This window comes from Endozoicomonas sp. YOMI1 (assembly GCF_024606345.1).
Classification (GTDB): Bacteria; Pseudomonadota; Gammaproteobacteria; order Pseudomonadales; family Endozoicomonadaceae; genus Endozoicomonas.
Genome location: NZ_JAHHPM010000438.1, coordinates 1 through 18,398 on the forward strand (window position 1 = coordinate 1; position 18,398 = coordinate 18,398).

The following is an 18,398-nucleotide window of genomic DNA, read 5'->3' on the forward strand; positions in this document are numbered from 1 at the left end:
ATCAGGCAATCCAAAGCAAGCCCTGAAAATTCTGGACCGGCTGGATGGCCGGTAAGTTATCCAGTAAAGAAAATACTTGCCACCGAGGCACAGAGGCACGGAGATAAGAAAAAAGTCTTTTCCTACGTGCCTCTGTGCCTCCGTGGCCAATAAAAATCACGCCCTGCCGTAGGTATCCTCAAACCGCACAATATCATCCTCACCCAGATACCCTCCGCTGTGAACTTCAATCAGTTCAAGATCAAACTTGCCGGGGTTTTCCAGTCGATGTACCACGCCAATGGGGATATAGGTAGACTGGTTTTCAGTAAGTAGAATTTCCTGGTCGCCATTGGTGACCACTGCAGTACCTTTAACCACAATCCAGTGTTCGGCACGGTGATGATGCATCTGTAGAGAGAGCTGCGCTCCGGGCTTCACGGTAATTCGCTTAACCTGGAGTCGGTCACCCATATCAATTGAGTCATAAGCCCCCATGGGCGATAAACCTTCCGATGCAATTTGGCTTCAGAACGGTTTTCCTCTTTCAGCCGGTCAACAATCTCTTTTAACATCCTGTACCCGGTCCTTATGGGCTACCACCAGGATGGCGTCATCGCTTTCGGTGATGATCAGATCATCAACACCCACGGTGGCAATCAGCTTCTTTTCACTGCGTACAGTTCCCGGCTATTGCGAATAATCAAATCAATGGAAACCAATGGCGTTGAAGCGACAACGGTTTTAAAAGTTTCGAATTCAAGCATCTTAGAACTTTGCTTCATGGAAGCGGTGCATCATAGCCGGGATCACATGGCTGTTTTCCGGATGATGTAAGTTATCGTTCTCACCCATAAAGATTGGTAGGCATTACCGAACGGTAATCGACACCGTATTGCCGGTTATAGGATTCACATAATTTAATACCGGCAATCTTGGCGATGGCATAAGGCTCATTGGTGGCTTCCAGATGACCGTTCAACAACTCACTTTCCACCATTGGCTGTTGTGCCAGTTTGGGATAGATACAGCTGGAACCCAGGAACAGTAACTGCTTAACGCCCGACGCATAAGCCTGATGGATAATATTGCTCTCCATCATCAGGTTTTCATAAATAAACTCGGCAGGGTAGGTGTTATTGGCATGGATACCACCCACTTTGGCGGCAGCGAGATAAACCTGGTCAATTTTTTCAGCCTGAAAAAACTGAGCTACAGCACTTTGGCTAGTCAAATCCAACTCACTGCGGCTGTGGGTAATCAGCTCAATGCCCGCTTCACCCGCCAACTGTCGCACAACAGCCGAGCCCACCATGCCCTGGTGACCGGCAACAAAAACTTTATTCATAAACTTTGAAAAGCGCAAATAATGTAGCTACATTACTACATGTTGAATAGTTAATAGGGCAGAGGGTTACTGGCATGAGTATAACAACCATTTCATCACGGACATTTAACCAGAATGTCACCAAGGCTAAGCGGTCTGCGCTGAAGCAGCCGGTATTTATTTCCGACAGAGGAAACGTCACGCACGTCCTGCTCAATATCGATCACTACAAAGAGATCACCCGCAATGCTGCCAATATTCTTGAACTGCTGGCTATGCCCGAAATGGAAGATGCCGACCTGGAAGCGGAGCCTTTAAAAGACAACTTCCTGAAACCGGCAGATTTTTCCTGATGTACTTGCTTGATACCAACGTTGTGTCTGAGCTACGCAAATGCAGCACAGGCAAAGGCAGCCCTTCGGTAGGTCAATGGGCCAGATCCGTGGTACCGAATGAACTCTACCTTTCGGTGATCAGCGTTCTGGAAATAGAAATGGGCATCCTGTTAAAAGAGAGGAAAGACCCGCAGCAGGGTAAAGTGCTCAGAGCGTGGATGGACCAGCGAATGCTTCCTGCCTTTGAGGGGCGCATTTTGGTACTGGATACCCCGATTGCCCTGACCTGTGCCCGGTTACATATCCCAAACCCGAAGTCTGAGCGGGACGCAATGATTGCCGCCACCGCTATCATTCATCAAATGACCGTTGTTACCCGGAACATCAGGGGCTTTGAACAGTCAGGGGTGAAACTGTTCAACCCTTGGGAGTTTTGAGCTGGGAATTGGGAATAGTTTTTTTCTGTGGGTGTCATGTTTCCTGAGAATGGGTAGTCCTGAAAAATTAACCGAGCAGCCCCGGCGCTTTGGCAACCTGCTTGAAATCGCCCCCTGTCTTGCCCCCAATTGGTGATGAATCTGCTTATCAGGCCGCCCTGGAAACGATTGAGGCACTGTTGCAAAGTGCCGGTGACTGTTTGAAAAACTGAATCCAGGCCAAACCAAAAATGCCCGACTTCAGGCCGTGCATCCATTCGAACAGTTTGCTGTTTAACCCATCAAACGGGTCGTGACCGGCAAAGTGATCCTGCCGTGACTGCTCCAGAACCGTAGCACTGATGGCCTCTACTTGACTCGAAAAAGTTGCCATTTAATTAACTATTAATTTAATACCTAATAGACTCAAATCAGAGCGATAAGAAATGAGCTATTAAAACTTCTGAGGGATGATTGATGGCACACATTGTGCAGCTGCCGTATCCCACTCACTGGTCAGGGCAAAGCGGGGGTAAACATCTGCAGCACCTTCGGCAACAAGGCATAGCTTCAGAGAGCTACCCATAGAAACCAACTTATATTCACCCAGCTTTTCAATAAATGTTTTGGTTTCATCGCTCATATGAGAACGACTGGCTACCACATTCCAGGGGCGATCATCGCCATGAGTTGCAACGGATAACTGCACTGATTCAGAACCCTGATCCTGACGATATGCACCGCTATCATCAGCAAAATAAAACCGCCTTAACACTGGCGCATAAACCACACCCATGACCGCTTTATGATCTTCAATCAGGGCAATATTGGCCGTGAATTCGCCGTTACGTTTAATAAACTCCTTTGTGCCATCCAGCGGATCAACCAGCCAGTATTTCGACCATTGTTGACGTTCTACCCAGGGAATGGTTGAAGACTTTTCCGACAACACTGGCACATCCGGCGTTAATGCCTTCAGTCCGGCAACATTTGCTTATCAAGCAACTGAAGGGTTTTAGCAACGTACATGGCGGCATCAGCGACCAGATAACGGTTATTCAAAGCCGCCTTAAAACACGACAAATGATTTTTGATAATTTCCTGAAAGCAAGTCTTGTCGTTTACATTACCGCTCGCAGGTGCCATAAACACTGGGATACCCGCCTCATTTTCGGTGATTAGCTGCAAGACAACCTGATTCAGGTCAGGCCGGTGATCACGGCTGTAGCCACGGCAGATATGGATGCAGTTCAAGTCATCAGGGTTTTCATTACTGTTATAGACACCGTCTGTATGAAGGCTGGTGCCGTCCAGGTTTAATGCCTTGCAGGGCAGCTTTAGATGGTTGACGACCTTAATGGCAAGATTCAGGTATAAGTCACTGACGCCAACGTCATAAAGACTGTCGAGAGCCCTGCCAAGTATTTTGTCGTTTAAGTGTTCTGCCTGGATGCCCTCCCCGATGAGGCGATCAATCGGTTTGTCCTCAAAGAACTCAGGGAGACTCTGGAAGAGACTAGATTCTGTTTTTGCGCCTCCTATTTCTATAAAACATGAACATGGAGGTTCATATGAGTGACACAGCAGTAGCTGTAACGGGTAACAGCCCCAACCTGCCTTCAAGTGAACTCATCAACGAAGAGCAGCTTATGCTCTGGAGCAAATTTCGATACCGCTTTCGTTAAAATTCGACACCATGCCTGAATTGGACTCAACTGTGGTGCAATGTTTTTAATTGAATCAAGAAAACCGCACAGCTGATTTTGTAATTCAGCAATTTTATTCATCAGGCGATGCTGGCTTGTCAGTTTTATTTTCTTTTGATTACCTGATTCGGTAAGCTTGCCAATTGAGCTCATTAATAAGGGGCGACTGGTAATAGATTCCTTATGGGAATCAGGATTGCTTAATCGAACATAAAGCGTCCACCAGTTGTATATTAACGCCACCATTCGCGCCAGCATACGGCATCTTGCCAAATCTTTCGTAACGTATCCATCCCAGCCCCATTGGTTTTTTATTTCATCAAAATTATTTTCGCAGTCAGCCCTGTTTCGATAATGGTTCATAATTGAGACAACATTATTATCAAGTGAAGTGACAAGAACGGAGTATTCATAGGCTTTTATATTGTCAATACTCAGGACACAGAACCGAGACAGGAAGGAAAATCTATATCCGGAAAGCACCAAAAATCAAAGGCTCGAGATAGACTGCACTGGTTCGATAAAACGGCTGTTTTATTCTCATTTTTGTTCTCAAACCAGCTTCATATAAATAAAAACTTATATTTAATGCTCGTAACCCTTGATTTCACTGGTCGGCGTGAGAGGATTCGAACCTCCGACCCTTTCGTCCCGAACGAAATGCGCTACCAGGCTGCGCTACACGCCGAAGCCAGAGCTATTCTAGACATGCAGACGAAACTGTCAATAACAGCAGAAAAGAATTCAAGGAAGTTTTACGAAGAGAAAAAAGAAAGGAAAAATGTTGGCCGCATTAACAATGGCATCCACCGATAATGTCGTAATATCACCCCGGATGATGTCAATGCGGTCTTTCATGGTTGAGCCGCAACTATGCTCTATCGCTCAACGTGCGGCACTTCTTCAAGGTATCAGCAATCAGGAATGCCAGCTCCAGCGCCTGATCGGCGTTCAGGCGAGGGTCACAGTGGGTATGATAACGATTGCCCAGATGATCTTCCGTCACGGCATTGGCACCACCTACACACTCCGTCACATTCTGGCCGGTCATTTCAAAGTGAACGCCGCCAGCGTAGGTTCCCTCGGCACGATGGGCCGCAAAGAACTGCTCAACCTCTAAGAGAATTTTCGATACTTCACGGGTTTTATAGCCATTGCTGGCCTTATAGGTATTACCGTGCATTGGATCACAACTCCAGAGCACATTGCGCCCTTCACGCTGAACGGCTTTCAGCAATGGTGGCAGGCCTTTCTCTACATTGTCAGCACCCATACGAACAATGATGTTCAATTTGCCGGGAATATTCTCCGGGTTGATCCGGTCAATCAGTCGAATCAGGTCATCCGGTGGCAGGGTTGGGCCTGCTTTCAAACCAATCGGGTTTTGAATACCTCGGACAAACTCAACATGACCACCATCGACCTGACGGGTACGGTCACCCACCCAGAGCATATGGGCTGAACAGTCATACCAGTCACCGGACAGGCTATCACGGCGGGTCAGCGCCTGCTCGTAAGGCAGTAATAACGCTTCATGGGAGGTATAAAACGCGGTTTCACGGATGGTGGATGAATGCTCTGCAGAGATGCCACAGGCTTTCATGAAATCCAGCGATTCATCAATTCGATCAGCCATGTAGCGGTACTGATCAGTCTGTGGGCTGTTTGCAACAAAGTCCAGATTCCAGGCATGCACCTGTTCCAGAGAGGCCAGGCCACCCTGGGCAAAAGCACGCAGCAGGTTCAGGGTGGCAGCAGCCTGATGATAGGCCTGAAGCATTCTCTGGGGGTCAGGATTACGAGCCACCCGGGTAAACTCGGTGCCGTTAATGATGTCGCCACGATAGATTGGCAATTCAACACCATTGATGGTTTCACTACCGGACGTTCTTGGCTTGGCAAATTGGCCAGCCAAACGTCCTACCTTGATCACCGGGCAGGCAGCGCCAAAGGTGAGTACCACCGCCATCTGCATCATGACTTTGAAGGTGTCGCGGATGTTATTGGCCGAGAATTCCAGGAAGCTCTCCGCACAGTCTCCCCCCTGCAGCAGAAATGCTCTGCCTTCGGTCGCTTCTGCCAGCCGGTTTCTCAACTCATTCACTTCACCCGCAAAAACCAGTGGTGGCATAGCAGCAAGTTCCTGCTCAACCCGGCCCAGTTTTTCCTGGTCGGGATATTCTGGCAGCTGGAGCAACGGCATATGTCTCCAGCTATCAACAGTCCATGAATTCATTAAGTCACCAGCTCTTTCACACTCGCTAAAAACAGCTATTCTACCTGAATAACATCATCAGGGCTCTGAGGTTTTCCCATGAATAATTATGGAAGAGATATCAAGAATCATCGCTGATTAACCGAACTTAAGGCTTTACATACCATATTTGGTTTGTTTTAAGTTTCGACCTGATAACAATACGTAACCATACTTATCATTATGATTTCTTCACTGCTTTCCATGATAACCATTAAATCCGACACAATTATGATGCGTCGGCGGGGTTATCGTGGATAGCTGAAAAGCAGAAAAACAGAAAAGCAGAAACGAGCCCCCGCACCCTAAGCTATTGGCCTCTGGTGACAGGATGCCGGGGGTCGGTTATCCATTCGCTCCATGAGCCGGGATACAGTATTGCACCCGACAAACCCGCAAGCTCCATGGCAAAAATATTGTGGCAGGCGGTAACACCGGAACCACAGTAGAAGACTGGCCGGGAAGCGCCGCCAACCAGTGAAGTAAATAGTTCCCGCAAGTGATCCGCTGAAAGAAAGCGGCCATTTTCATCCAGGTTTTCCGCGAATGGATGGCATACCGCCCCGGGAATGTGTCCAGCCTGTGAGTCCATGGTTTCCTCTTCTCCACGGAATCGTTCGTAAGCCCTGGCATCAATCAGTTTATACCCAAGGCTATTTCCTTCAATTTCTATCTGCGCCATCAGATCCTGCGCTGAAACCGTTGGCATATGGCCCATGGTAAAATCAGCCTGACTTTCTGCCACCTCAGACACATCGGTGATCACAGGATAACGACCCGCCTGCCAGGCTTTCATACCGCCATGCAGAATCATGGCGTGAGAGATACCCGCCCAGCGTAACAGCCACCAGGCCCTTGCCGCCATGGCATGACCGCCGTCATCATAAACAACGACCTGAGAGTACTTATCAATCCCCCAACGACGGAGAGTTGCCTGCCAGTCTGCCTGCTCAGGCAATGGATGCCTGCCGGTTTTACCGTGAATAATCAAACCGGAGAGATCTACTTCAAGATCCGCATAGAGCGCTCCCGGAATATGTCCCTGGCTATACATCACCCGCCCCTGTTTCAGGTCAGCAAGACTGAAACGAGCATCCAGAACCACCAGATGTTGATCTTTCAACAGGGTAGCCAGCATCTCCGGCTCTATTAATAAAGGCATTTAGTTACCTCTGTCTGGCTGGTGACCAAGGGAAAAGCAGTGGCAGCTAACACACCACCATGAAACATTTGTGACAATTTACTTTTGTTTTCACACAGTAAAAAAATGATAGTGGCTTTGCAAGAAGTCCTGATAGCCGTAGTACGAAAGAAAGACTAGTACGGAGAAAAGGAAAGATGAGGAGAGTAATAAAACCCACCAGCAGAGCTGGCGGGTGGGGTCACATCCATGTGACAAGTGCATCCATGCAAGATTTACGTTATCAATACACTCGTGATGGCAATAGCAGTGATTACGCGAAAAAAGTGTGAGACATGTCTCACTTTCATCATTTCCCGGTTGCAGGCTTGTCCACTACCTTGTCATCGCGAAGCACTTTTTCTGAAAGCAGGTTGCTCAACTCTTCGTTATCCGGCGTTTCCAGAATGATTCGGGTTTCTTCAGAAGACTCGTCAAATTCCGTACCCGGAGAGTAAGCACGCTCTTCCACCGGCGTGTCTATGACCTCCCGTGGTATCGAAATGACATCCTTTACGGGCAATGGTTCAGGCTCATCCTTTTTAGCCAGCAAAAACCAGCCAGTCACACCCATAGCCAGAAGAGCGGCCAGCACTATTGCAATTGTTTTGTTACTCATGCCCATCCTCACCCATAGCCGGAAAGCTTCCAAAACCTCATTCAAGAGCGGAGACCAGCCCCCGCTCCATCGAACTATCGCATTCGAACAACCCGAGACGTGTTACCCTGAGTCAAAATCTTTACCGTATCACCCACCTGCAAAGGCGCTTTTGGGTTGGCCTCCTGAACCACTGAAATATATTTTGACCGCTATCAAGCCGGATGGTCATTTCAATGCCCTGCTATAGCGTCTCCAATTCATGTCTGTAACTCCTTTTGGTAAACAGGCAAGACCTTTCCTGTTAACCGACCCAGACTCGTGCGTTCCGGAACATTCTCATCAGTGGAGCATCGTCACCCCAGTGTTCCGGGTGCCAGCTGTTTTGAACCGTACGGAATACCCGCTCAGGATGGGGCATCATAATGGTTACCCGACCATCGGCAGAGGTCAGGCCGGTAATTCCCTGCACCGAGCCATTGGGGTTGTAGGGATAACGTGTGGTGGGCTTACCCTGGTTATCCACAAACTTCAAAGACACCTGACCATTGATGGCCAGCCGCTCCAGATGAGCCGGATCGGCAAACTCGGCATGCCCTTCCCCATGAGCGACAGCAATTGGCATACGGGCACCCTCCATCCCCCGGAAGAAGATTGAACGGCTGTTCTGAACCTCAACCATCGCCACCCGGGCCTCAAACTGCTCAGACTGGTTGCGGACAAAGTGGGGCCAGTAGTCAGCGCCGGGAATCAGGTCATGCAGATTGGAGAGCATCTGACAACCGTTGCACACCCCCAGGGCAAAACTGTCGCGACGATCGAAGAAACGGGCAAACTGATCACGGGCCTGTTCATTAAAGAGAATCGACTTGGCCCAACCTTCTCCGGCTCCCAGAACATCCCCATAAGAGAAACCACCACAGGCCACCAGACCTTTAAATTCATCCAGAGTCCGTCGACCGGACAGGATATCACTCATATGCACATCAACCGTTTTGAAACCAGCACGATCGAAGGCCGCAGCCATTTCTACCTGACCATTGACCCCCTGCTCCCGCAAAATGGCCATGGCTGGACGAACACCGGTGTTGATATAGGGCGCAGCCACATCCAGAGAAATATTGAAAGGCAGAGAGGCATGAAGCCCATCATCATGATCATCCAGCAGGTTATCGAACTCCTGTCGGGCACACTCCCCGTTGTCCCGCAGTGCCTGAATGCGATAGCTGGTTTCTGCCCACCAGCGCTGGAACTTGACCCGGCTTTCACTGACCAGCTCGGAACCATTGAACCGGAACGATACCCGCTGACCAGCAGCCAGCGCTCCAATGGTATGCGAGCAGGCTGCCAGGCCATGCTGAGCCAGGATATCCTTAACAAGACCTTTCTCACGGTGGCGCACCTGGATAACGGCACCCAGCTCTTCATTGAACAGGGCGGGCAAAATCATCGTCTTGTTGCCAGCCAGTTTATCCAGATCAACAGCAATACCCGTATGGCCAGCAAAAGCCATCTCAATCAGGGTGGTAAACAGGCCACCGTCAGAGCGGTCGTGGTAGGCCAGTAGCAGATCTTTATCCATCAGTTCCTGAATGGCATTAAAAAATCCTTTCAGGTCTTCCGGAGAGTTAACATCCGGTGCCGAGTCACCTACCTGACCATACACCTGGGCCAGTGCCGAACCACCCAGTCGGTTATGGTCACGGCCAAGGTCAATCAACAGCAGATCGGTATTACCCTGATCCGTCCTCAATTGGGGCGTCACTGTCTTGCGAATATCCCGGACCGGGGCAAATGCCGAAATAACCAGCGACAGAGGTGAAGTGACACGCTTATTTTCACCATTTTCCTGCCATTGGGTTCTCATGGACATAGAATCTTTACCAACCGGAATAGCAATACCCAGTGCCGGGCAAAGCTCCATACCCACGGCTTTAACCGTATCGAACAGGTTTTCATCTTCACCCGGATGACCTGCTGCTGCCATCCAGTTGGCCGACAGTTTGATATCGCCAATTCTACCAATACGGGCAGCAGAAATATTAGTGATCGCCTCACCAATCGCCATGCGTCCGGAAGCGGGGGCATTGATCAGGGCAAGCGGTGTTCGTTCGCCCATCGACATGGCTTCGCCGGTATAGCCCTGAAAAGCCGTTGCGGTCACCGCGCAGTCAGCCACAGGCACCTGCCAGGGGCCTACCATCTGGTCACGATTAACCAGACCGGTAATGGTTCGGTCGCCAATGGTGATCAGGAAGTTCTTGCTGGCGACGGATGGCAGTTTTAATACCCGCTCCATCGCTTCAAGCAACTTGATGTCGTTCAGGTCCAGGGGATCCCGCTGAAACCACTGACGTTGAACCTCACGGTGCATCCTGGGTGGTTTACCCAACAGTACATCCAGCGGCATATCTACCGGGCGATTATTGAAGTGACTGTCATCAAGCAACAGTCGCTGCTCTTCTGTCGCTTCGCCCACCACGGCATAAGGGCAGCGCTCCTGCTGACAGATGTCCTCGAAGCGGGGAAGGTCTTCTGCCGCCACCGCCATCACATAACGTTCCTGGGATTCATTACACCAGAGCGCCAGCGGCGACATGCCCGGTTCATCATTATGAATGGCACGCAACTGGAAGTGACCGCCCCGGCCGCCATCACTCACCAGTTCAGGCAGTGCGTTGGATAGACCACCGGCTCCCACATCGTGAATGAACGCAATGGGATTCCGGTCTCCCTGCTGCCAGCAACGGTCGATCACCTCCTGGCAACGACGCTCCATTTCCGGGTTGTCTCGCTGTACACTGGCAAAGTCCAAATCTTCCAGGCCTTCTCCCGAGGTCATGGAAGAGGCCGCGCCGCCACCCAGGCCAATCTGCATGGCGGGACCGCCCAGGACAATCAGCCTGGCACCCACCGGGATGTCCCCTTTTTCAACATGCTCAGCTTTGATATTGCCAAGACCGCCTGCCAGCATAATCGGCTTGTGATAGCCACGAACCTCATAGCCTGCAGCGCCTTTGACGCCGGCCTCAAAGGTGCGGAAATAGCCACACAGGTTTGGACGACCAAACTCATTATTAAAACCGGCACCACCCAATGGACCATCAATCATGATTTCCAGTGGCGAGACAATGCGGTCTGGCTTGCCATAATCCTGTTCCCAGGGCTGTTCATAGCCCGGAATTTTCAGGTTAGATACGGTGAACCCGGTCAGACCTGCCTTAGGCCTGGATCCCTGACCGGTGGCCCCTTCATCACGAATTTCACCACCGGAACCGGTGGCGGCACCCGCCCGGGGCGCAATGGCCGTCGGGTGATTGTGGGTTTCTACCTTCATGAGGATATGAATCTCTTCCTCATTGAAACCGTATTCACGGCTCTCAGGTTCCGGGTAAAACCGCTTTGCGTGGAACCCTTCAATCACCGAGGCGTTATCTTTATAAGCCGATAGCACCCCTTCACTGTGTAGGGCGTGAGTATTTCGGATCATTTTGAACAGGGAAAGATCCTGCTCTTCACCATCAATACTCCAGGACGCATTAAAAATTTTATGCCGACAGTGTTCCGAGTTCGCCTGGGCAAACATCATCAACTCAACATCCGCAGGATCCCGTTCGAGCTTTTGATAGCTCTCTAACAGATAGTCGATCTCATCCTCAGCCAGTGCCAGACCAAGGGACAGGTTAGCCGCAGCCAGTGCCTCTCTGCCGCCTTCCAGAACGGACACAGTGGTCATTGGGGCAGGCTCGGACACAGCAAACAATGTTGCAATTTCACGCTCATCACGCAAGACGGCCTGGGTCATCCGGTCATGGAGCAAATCAGCAATCAGTGCTTCCTGATCTCCAGATAAGCGGGTATCCGCAAACACCACAAACCGAACGCCTCGCTCGATTCGCTGGATCATATTCAGGCCACAATTGTGGGCAATATCGGATGCTTTACTGGACCAGGGGGAAATCGTGCCCGGACGGGGAATCACCAGAAACTCTGTCTGAGAGGCAAAGCTGTCCGGCTCTGTTTGTTGAATCTTTGGGCCATAAGTCAAAAGTCTGGCCAGAATATCAGCCTGCCTCTCGCTCAGCCCTTCCGCACAGGACGACTGGGTTTTCACGAAATGCTGGAATTCAGCAACAACACAGGAGATCTCTGGCACTCTGCTTTGCAGCTGAACAAGCAGCTTTTGACGGCGGAACTGGGAAAGTGCAGGGGCGCCACGCAGTATCAGCATGTTCTGGTCTGTCCTCGGGCCAATTAACAGCTATGAGGAGCTACAGCCTGGATGAGCTAATAATGATGAGCATCAGGAAGCCCGCATGAGTGGCCACTTCCTGATTGGATTACAAGCCAGTCCTTATGCTCCAGCCTCTCAACTCAGGGGGATGATCAAAGGCTGCCTATAATAATCGAAACCAGCCTTCGGAAACCAGCAATCATAAGCCATTTCTCAGGCTATTTATCAACAAAAGGCGGCTTTGCTCGTTGCTCACGGATCTGCTGACGGCGAAAACGAAAAAAATCACTGATCATCTCACTGCATTCAGCCTGAAGGACACCACCGGTAACCTCTACCCGGTGGTTCATCTCAGGCTGCTCAAGAACCCTCGCGACACTGGCAATGGCTCCGGCCTTAGGTTCTGCCGCACCGTAAATCAGGCGACGAATACGACTGTGGACAATAGCACCCGCACACATGGTACAGGGCTCCAGCGTAACATAGAGGTCACAATCCAGCAGGCGGTAGTTGCCAATGGCTGCAGCCGCTGACTGAAGTACCAGAATTTCAGCATGAGCAACGGGATTACAGGATGAAATAGGCTGATTGCAGGCCCGGGCGATAATCTGACCGTCCTTAACCACTACAGCACCGACGGGAACCTCACCCAGGGTACGGCCTTTATCAGCTTCCAGCAGGGCTTCCTTCATCCAAATGGCGTCATCAATCACAAACTATCTACCCAACCTGACAATCTTGAGCGATTTTGCATCATGAAGGAAAACGGCAGGCTTTTCATCCCTTGATTTGAGGATTTCTTTTTAGCTTTATTATGAAATGTGACAATCAGTCGATTAAATCTATGGAATTTTTTCCCATGGGGAATGTCTGAGCTATATATAGTGTCTAAGCTATAAATAGCCTATCAAAAATAAATTGCTCAACTATGAAAAATAAATCACTGGAGGGAAGGGCCTGATGTCTTTCAAGCAGAATGTAGAACAACATCTACAACACTTTGCCCAGAGCATCGGCCTGGGAGAACTCAAGTTAAACGAACATGACGCCTGTGGGCTGTGTTTTGACGATACCCTGATCGTAAACATGGAGTATCTTGAAGATGACGAGGCACTGGTATTTGTTGCTTCTGTCCGACCCATGATTACCCATGACAGCCCGGAAAAAACCGCGTTGCTGGAAAAAATGTGTTCATTGAACCTCCAGCATCATAGTATGCAAGGTGCGTTTCTTGCATTGAACCATGATAAAACTGAAGTACTGTTGATTCGTTCCCTTCAGGCTTCCTGTGATTATGGTTTATTTGAGTCAACCCTGGAAAAGTTTGTAAATACTCTGGAATGGTGTGTCAGTGAGCTGGATGAGTCCAAGCAGGACCAGACTTCTTCAACACCGACCCCTCCCCGCCCCCAAAGTGGTCCCGGAGGAGCACCCGGAGGCCCGGGCGATATGGGAATGATGGTGTAACTCCCAAAATACTCAATACAAGGAAGGGTTTTCACAACCCTTCTTTCATTTCCCGCCTTTTTATCTGCATTTATTTTACCAACACCATTTCAGCTCGAAATCAACAGGCCGAAAAGAGAAAGAGAAGCCTGTCATGGATTCGGGAATCCTTTATCCAGTTTTTCAGCCACGTATTGAGTAGAACAACTATACTCTGCCGCGTCTGGATAATAACTCCATACTGTCAGGGCAGGAAGTACCGCCCCGGGTATGGATAGCAGAAGGATCTCGATAGCAGCAAATCCATAGCAAGAAAAATAATGGAGGCATCAAGTTGGCTCAAACTTTTAACTATCTCACCAATGCACTGCAAAGCACCGTGGAAAGCGGCAGGCTGATCGATATCCGTGGCCGTGTTACTGAAGTTCAGGGCATGATCATCAAAGCTGCAGTGCCAGGCGTCAAAATCGGTGAGCTCTGCGAGCTGGTATCCCCCAATAACCCTGATGACAGTGACCGGAATTCATACGCTGAAGTGGTCGGTTTCCAGGGACATGAGACGGTGCTATCTCCCCTGGGTGAAATTATGGGGATCTCCTCCACCACTGAAGTTATCCCAACCGGCAAAGTACATCACGTAGCCGTTGGCCCTCATCTGCTGGGTCATGTGCTGGATGGTATGGGCAACCCATTAAACCCTGACGCATTTAATGGCATTGAGCCTGAAGCTCATTATCCGGTTTATACCGATGCCCCCGACCCTATGACCCGGAGAATTATTGACCACCCCATCCCCCTGGGCGTTAAAGCCATTGATGGCGTTCTAACCTGTGGCGAAGGACAGAGAATGGGTATCTTTGCGGCGGCCGGTGGTGGTAAGAGTACCCTGTTGTCGATGCTGGTTAAGGGTGCGGAAGTGGATGTCACCGTGCTTGCCCTGATCGGTGAACGGGGACGGGAGCTGCGGGAGTTTATCGAGCACGACCTTGGCCCGGAGGGGGTTAAGAAGTCAGTTATTATTGTGGCAACCTCCGACAAGTCCTCCATGGAGCGTTCCAAAGCCGCGTACACAGCAACAGCTGTTGCTGAGTTTTTTCGTGATAAAGGCAAACGGGTTCTTCTGCTCATGGACTCTGTCACCCGTTTTGCCCGTGCTCAGCGTGAAATCGGACTGGCCGCCGGGGAACCACCAACCCGCCGGGGTTTCCCGCCTTCGGTATTTGCCACCCTTCCCAAGCTGATGGAGCGTACGGGGATGTCGGATGTAGGCTCTATTACGGCACTCTATACCGTGCTGGTTGAAGGGGATGACATGACTGAGCCGGTAGCGGATGAAACCCGCTCGATTCTTGATGGTCATATTATTCTCTCCAGAAAGCTGGCCGCATCCGGGCACTACCCGGCGATTGATGTGCTGGCCAGTGCCAGCCGTGTCATGAATGCCATTACTACCGAAGACCACCGTGCGGCGGTCAGTCGGGCAAGAGCCCTGATGTCCAAATATGAAGATATTGAGTTACTGGTAAAAGTCGGGGAATACAAACAGGGGGCTGACCCACTGGCCGACGAGGCAATTCAGAAAATTGAAACCATCCGGTCTTTTCTCAAGCAGAGAACGGATGAACTGATGCCCCTCGACCAGACGATTGCCCAACTACAGCAAATCGTAGGTTACTGAGAAGATGCTGCATGATCTGCTGAAGGTTAAAAACATACGGGAAGAGTCTGCTGAGCGTGAGGTCAAACGCTGTCAGCATGAGTTGGACCTCGCCCATCAGGAGGTCGAACAACGCAAGCAGGAAGTGGCACAACGTCAACAGGATCTGGAAGAGTATATTGTATGGCGCAGTCAAGAAGAACAGCGGCTATACGATAATATTATGAACACCAGTATTCAGCAGCATGATCTGGATCTGCTGAAGCAGAAAGTTGCCATGTTACGAGAGAAAGATGCCTCTCTGGAACAGGCCATTGCCGATGCAGAACAACGGGTGGTAGAAGCACAACAACAGGTAGTAAAAGCAGAGCAAGTACTTGAAACAGCCAGGCAGGCTCACTATAAGGCCAAGCTGGCTGTGGAGAAGTTTGAGGAGTTCTGCAAGGTACAGGATGAAGAGGCTGAGAAAGAGGCCAAACGTCTTGAAGATCTGGAAATGGAAGAATTTACCGTTAAATCCAAGGAATAGGAGTTAATCATCATGTCAACAGGCGTGAATCAAACCAGCAACACTCAGCCAACTCCACCCCCGCAACAGAATGATGCTAACCAGCAAAGCCGCAAAGTATCCGATAAGCAGGCCAACGATTTTGCTGATCGCATGGCAAAAGAAAAGCGAGGCAAAGAGAAAAAAACGGGTGGCGATAAGGAGCAAAGCCTGGAAAGCCTGCTGGCCGAACGGAACAAAAGCTCTAAAGATGCCATCAGCGGACGCCAGGAAAAAGGTTCTCGCGAAGGTTCCCATGAAGAGAGTAGTGAGAATATGTTCCAGAATGCGCGCGATGGCTCTGAGCATGTCCTGGTCAATAACGCTCAGAACCCGATTAAAGCTGATACCCAGCTTCGTGAGATTCAACAGACCAGCAGCGTGAAAGAAATTGATACCGCACTTCAGAAGCTGGCCGATCAAATCCAGGTTTCTGCCAAGGATGCAGTGAATGGGGCAGAGGTTCGCATTTCCCTGAAAGACAATGTGCTGCCGGGTACCGAGATCAGAATTCAGAGACACGGTGGCGAGTTGACAGTCACCATGAATACCACATCAGCAGAAGCCGGAAATTTTCTGGCCCAGCATGAAGCCAACCTGCAGAAAATGCTGGCTGAGCGATTCTCCAACGACAAGGTTCAGGTAAATATCAATATGTCAGGTGGCGATAACCAGGATAGTGATGGTCGCTCCCGTAACCAGTATGTGGCTGACGATGATAACAACCAGAATTCTTCCAGAAACGACCGGGCATAGGCTGAACCATGGCAGCAGAAACTCTTGATCTACCCCCTGTCTCACCGTCGCAGCTGCTGCTTGGCCAAATCCTCAGCAACCGCCAGACAGAGCTTGCGCTGCCGGTTAATGAGAACAGGTGGGACATTTCCCTGAGCAGTATTGCCGCAGAAACTATGCCTGCTATCTGCATGCAGCTGGAAATAAATCACCAGCCCGTTTCCCTGTACACCGGCAGTGCATTCATTGACCTCATCATGCCGGACAATCTGAACAGCCAGATACTGCTAAAACTGCCAAAAGACTTGATGCTGGCTGCCCTGGAAAACAGGCTGCAGAGCCTGCTGGAGCATCTGATGCAGGGGCTTGGTATTGCCATCAAGTTCTCAGGCCTGACACCTAACAAAGATAAATCAAAGCGTGCAGAACTGGCGATGAATATCCGGATAGCCGGTAGGCAGTACCCCATTTACCTGGAAAGCACGCCCATTGTTTTTGAGCTGCTCAAACTACTGCCCACTCATATCCGCGAGCAATCCACCGATATACCTATCTGGGCAGGCCTTGAACTTGGACGGGCAAAACTGTCTAAAGACGAAACCAGCGCCCTGGGTGTCGGTGACATTGTATTTTTTCATTATCACGTCACCGGGCAGCAGCTGATTATCAGGGTTAACCCGGATATGGCTTTCGTCGGGGAAGCAGAGGGTTCTCACATCACCATCAAGCACAGGATGGACTCAATGGAAGACGATCAAATGCATCATGAACAGGAGCCTATCGACCTGTCAGATATTGAGATTGACCTGGTATTCGAAGTGGGGCGACAACAGTTCACCGCACAGGAAGTCCAGTCTCTTCAGCCTGGCCATGTGTTTGAGCTGGATCGTCCCATCGAACAACCGGTTAAGGTTCGTGCCGGCGGCAAATTGATTGCCGAGTGCCAGCTGGTACAAATAAATAATCGACTGGGTGCACGTATTACCAGAATTGTCGACTGATTGACTACCTAAACAATAAAGTCTCTTGTTCATACCCTGAGACTGGAAAAGGCGACTATGGAAAGCGGCGCAATTACTCTCACCAGTCCATTTTATTTGATGATCCCACTGGCGCTGATGGCGCTGGTGCCCTTTCTGGCGGTGATGGGTACATCATTCCTGAAACTGGTGGTGGTATTTTCCATTCTCAGAAACGCCACCGGTCTGCAGCAGATTCCTCCCAATATCGCCATGAATGCCCTGGCCATTATCCTGACGCTTTACATCATGGCACCGGTAGGTTTTGAGGCCTGGGATATCGCTCAAGAGGAAAATATCAGCTTTCAGAGTGAAGACAGTCAAGAACTGATAACTAATATCGAACTGCTGATAGCACCCTATCGAGACTTCCTGAAAAAAAATACCACGGAGCGGGAAAGAAACTTCTTTCTGAAAAGCGCAAGAATATTGTGGCCAAAGGCGTACCAGGCACAACTGAGCGCAGATGACCTGGTGGTTCTGATGCCATCCTACTGTATCACTGAACTGACCAAGGCGTTCGAGATTGGCTTTCTGCTCTATTTGCCGTTTATCGTTATTGACCTGATCGTCTCTAACATCCTTCTGGCCATGGGCATGATGATGGTGTCACCCATGACCATATCCCTGCCCTTCAAGCTCTTGCTATTTGTACTGCTGGATGGCTGGACCCGGCTAATCCACGGACTGGTGCTAAGTTATGCATGACCCGCATATACTGACACTCACAGCCCAGGCACTCTGGCTGACACTGTTACTGTCCATGCCTCCTATCATCGCGGCATCAGCGGTTGGTCTGCTCATCAGTTTGATTCAGGCACTGACCCAGATTCAGGAACAGACACTGCCATTTGCCTTCAAACTCGTCGCAGTCATTATCAGTATCTTCCTGACATCCCGCTGGATGGGTATCGAGGTTTATAACTTCTCAGTGGCCGTGATGGATATGTTCGAAAGGCTCTGAC

General features: G+C 50.1%; 21 protein-coding genes and 1 tRNA gene. 9 read left to right on the forward strand and 13 right to left on the reverse strand.

Features of this window, described 5'->3' with window-relative positions:
• Positions 1-156: 156 nt before the first annotated feature.
• The 3 genes from KDK15_RS15480 to KDK15_RS15490 all read right to left on the reverse strand — a co-directional run bounded on the left by KDK15_RS15480 (position 157) and on the right by KDK15_RS15490 (position 1,327).
• The gene (locus KDK15_RS15480) at positions 157-501 is read right to left on the reverse strand and encodes a cupin domain-containing protein (RefSeq protein ID WP_373691383.1); all 345 of its coding nucleotides are present in this window, start codon (positions 499-501) and stop codon (positions 157-159) included.
• 33 nt (positions 502-534) lie between these two features.
• Positions 535-630 (reverse strand): hypothetical protein, encoded by a 96-nt coding sequence (locus KDK15_RS21555; RefSeq protein WP_373691381.1) that lies wholly within the window; start codon positions 628-630, stop codon positions 535-537.
• A gap of 196 nt (positions 631-826) precedes the next feature.
• Positions 827-1,327 (reverse strand): NAD-dependent epimerase/dehydratase family protein, encoded by a 501-nt coding sequence (locus KDK15_RS15490; protein WP_306800364.1) that lies wholly within the window; start codon positions 1,325-1,327, stop codon positions 827-829.
• Between the two features lie 74 nt (positions 1,328-1,401).
• Between KDK15_RS15490 and KDK15_RS15495 the strand changes: the two genes are divergently transcribed.
• The gene (locus KDK15_RS15495) at positions 1,402-1,659 is read left to right on the forward strand and encodes a type II toxin-antitoxin system Phd/YefM family antitoxin (RefSeq protein WP_257296290.1); all 258 of its coding nucleotides are present in this window, start codon (positions 1,402-1,404) and stop codon (positions 1,657-1,659) included.
• Complete coding sequence (locus KDK15_RS15500) at positions 1,659-2,078, forward strand: type II toxin-antitoxin system VapC family toxin (RefSeq protein ID WP_257296291.1); 420 nt, start codon at positions 1,659-1,661, stop codon at positions 2,076-2,078. The genes KDK15_RS15495 and KDK15_RS15500 overlap by 1 nt, the downstream gene beginning before the upstream one ends.
• A 148-nt stretch (positions 2,079-2,226) precedes the next feature.
• Here KDK15_RS15500 and KDK15_RS15505 read toward each other — a convergent pair whose 3' ends face one another.
• From KDK15_RS15505 to tadA, 10 genes are all read right to left on the reverse strand, one after another.
• Complete coding sequence (locus KDK15_RS15505) at positions 2,227-2,451, reverse strand: hypothetical protein (RefSeq protein WP_257296292.1); 225 nt, start codon at positions 2,449-2,451, stop codon at positions 2,227-2,229.
• A 60-nt stretch (positions 2,452-2,511) separates the two neighbouring features.
• Positions 2,512-3,009 (reverse strand): 3'(2'),5'-bisphosphate nucleotidase CysQ, encoded by a 498-nt coding sequence (locus KDK15_RS15510; RefSeq protein ID WP_257296293.1) that lies wholly within the window; start codon positions 3,007-3,009, stop codon positions 2,512-2,514.
• Between the two features lie 23 nt (positions 3,010-3,032).
• On the reverse strand, positions 3,033-3,680 hold the full coding sequence (locus KDK15_RS15515) for an IS1634 family transposase (RefSeq protein ID WP_257296294.1): 648 nt from the start codon (positions 3,678-3,680) through the stop codon (positions 3,033-3,035).
• Positions 3,677-4,126: a hypothetical protein gene (locus KDK15_RS15520; RefSeq protein WP_373691382.1), complete on the reverse strand. Its 450-nt coding sequence runs from the start codon at positions 4,124-4,126 to the stop codon at positions 3,677-3,679. The genes KDK15_RS15515 and KDK15_RS15520 overlap by 4 nt, the downstream gene beginning before the upstream one ends.
• 248 nt (positions 4,127-4,374) lie before the next feature.
• Positions 4,375-4,451 (reverse strand) — tRNA-Pro (locus KDK15_RS15525).
• A 183-nt stretch (positions 4,452-4,634) separates the two neighbouring features.
• Positions 4,635-5,999 carry a class II 3-deoxy-7-phosphoheptulonate synthase gene (locus tag KDK15_RS15530; protein ID WP_257296296.1) on the reverse strand — a complete coding sequence of 455 codons (1,365 nt, stop codon included), beginning with the start codon at positions 5,997-5,999 and terminating at the stop codon, positions 4,635-4,637.
• A gap of 328 nt (positions 6,000-6,327) precedes the next feature.
• Positions 6,328-7,179: a sulfurtransferase gene (locus KDK15_RS15535; protein ID WP_257296297.1), complete on the reverse strand. Its 852-nt coding sequence runs from the start codon at positions 7,177-7,179 to the stop codon at positions 6,328-6,330.
• Positions 7,180-7,507: 328 nt separating this feature from the next.
• Positions 7,508-7,816 carry a hypothetical protein gene (locus KDK15_RS15540; RefSeq protein WP_257296298.1) on the reverse strand — a complete coding sequence of 103 codons (309 nt, stop codon included), beginning with the start codon at positions 7,814-7,816 and terminating at the stop codon, positions 7,508-7,510.
• 283 nt (positions 7,817-8,099) lie between these two features.
• Positions 8,100-12,026, reverse strand: coding sequence for a phosphoribosylformylglycinamidine synthase (purL, locus tag KDK15_RS15545; protein WP_257296299.1), 3,927 nt, complete (start codon positions 12,024-12,026; stop codon positions 8,100-8,102).
• A 221-nt stretch (positions 12,027-12,247) separates the two neighbouring features.
• Positions 12,248-12,739, reverse strand: a complete 492-nt coding sequence (gene tadA, locus KDK15_RS15550; protein WP_373691384.1) for a tRNA adenosine(34) deaminase TadA — start codon at positions 12,737-12,739, stop codon at positions 12,248-12,250.
• Positions 12,740-12,989: 250 nt separating this feature from the next.
• Here tadA and KDK15_RS15555 point away from each other — a divergent pair, with 250 nt between their 5' ends.
• The 7 genes from KDK15_RS15555 to sctS all read left to right on the forward strand — a co-directional run bounded on the left by KDK15_RS15555 (position 12,990) and on the right by sctS (position 18,397).
• Positions 12,990-13,496 (forward strand): type III secretion system chaperone, encoded by a 507-nt coding sequence (locus KDK15_RS15555; RefSeq protein ID WP_257296301.1) that lies wholly within the window; start codon positions 12,990-12,992, stop codon positions 13,494-13,496.
• 313 nt (positions 13,497-13,809) lie between these two features.
• Positions 13,810-15,153: a type III secretion system ATPase SctN gene (gene sctN, locus KDK15_RS15560; RefSeq protein WP_257296302.1), complete on the forward strand. Its 1,344-nt coding sequence runs from the start codon at positions 13,810-13,812 to the stop codon at positions 15,151-15,153.
• Between the two features lie 4 nt (positions 15,154-15,157).
• Entirely contained in the window at positions 15,158-15,661 is a 504-nt protein-coding gene (locus tag KDK15_RS15565) for a type III secretion protein (protein WP_257296303.1), read from the forward strand.
• Positions 15,662-15,673: 12 nt separating this feature from the next.
• Positions 15,674-16,435: a type III secretion HpaP family protein gene (locus KDK15_RS15570; RefSeq protein ID WP_257296304.1), complete on the forward strand. Its 762-nt coding sequence runs from the start codon at positions 15,674-15,676 to the stop codon at positions 16,433-16,435.
• Between the two features lie 8 nt (positions 16,436-16,443).
• Positions 16,444-17,415 carry a type III secretion system cytoplasmic ring protein SctQ gene (gene sctQ / locus KDK15_RS15575; RefSeq protein ID WP_257296305.1) on the forward strand — a complete coding sequence of 324 codons (972 nt, stop codon included), beginning with the start codon at positions 16,444-16,446 and terminating at the stop codon, positions 17,413-17,415.
• A gap of 57 nt (positions 17,416-17,472) precedes the next feature.
• Entirely contained in the window at positions 17,473-18,141 is a 669-nt protein-coding gene (gene sctR / locus KDK15_RS15580; RefSeq protein WP_257296306.1) for a type III secretion system export apparatus subunit SctR, read from the forward strand.
• Complete coding sequence (gene sctS, locus KDK15_RS15585; protein ID WP_101748640.1) at positions 18,134-18,397, forward strand: type III secretion system export apparatus subunit SctS; 264 nt, start codon at positions 18,134-18,136, stop codon at positions 18,395-18,397. The genes sctR and sctS overlap by 8 nt, the downstream gene beginning before the upstream one ends.
• The last annotated feature ends 1 nt before the right edge of the window (position 18,398 follow it).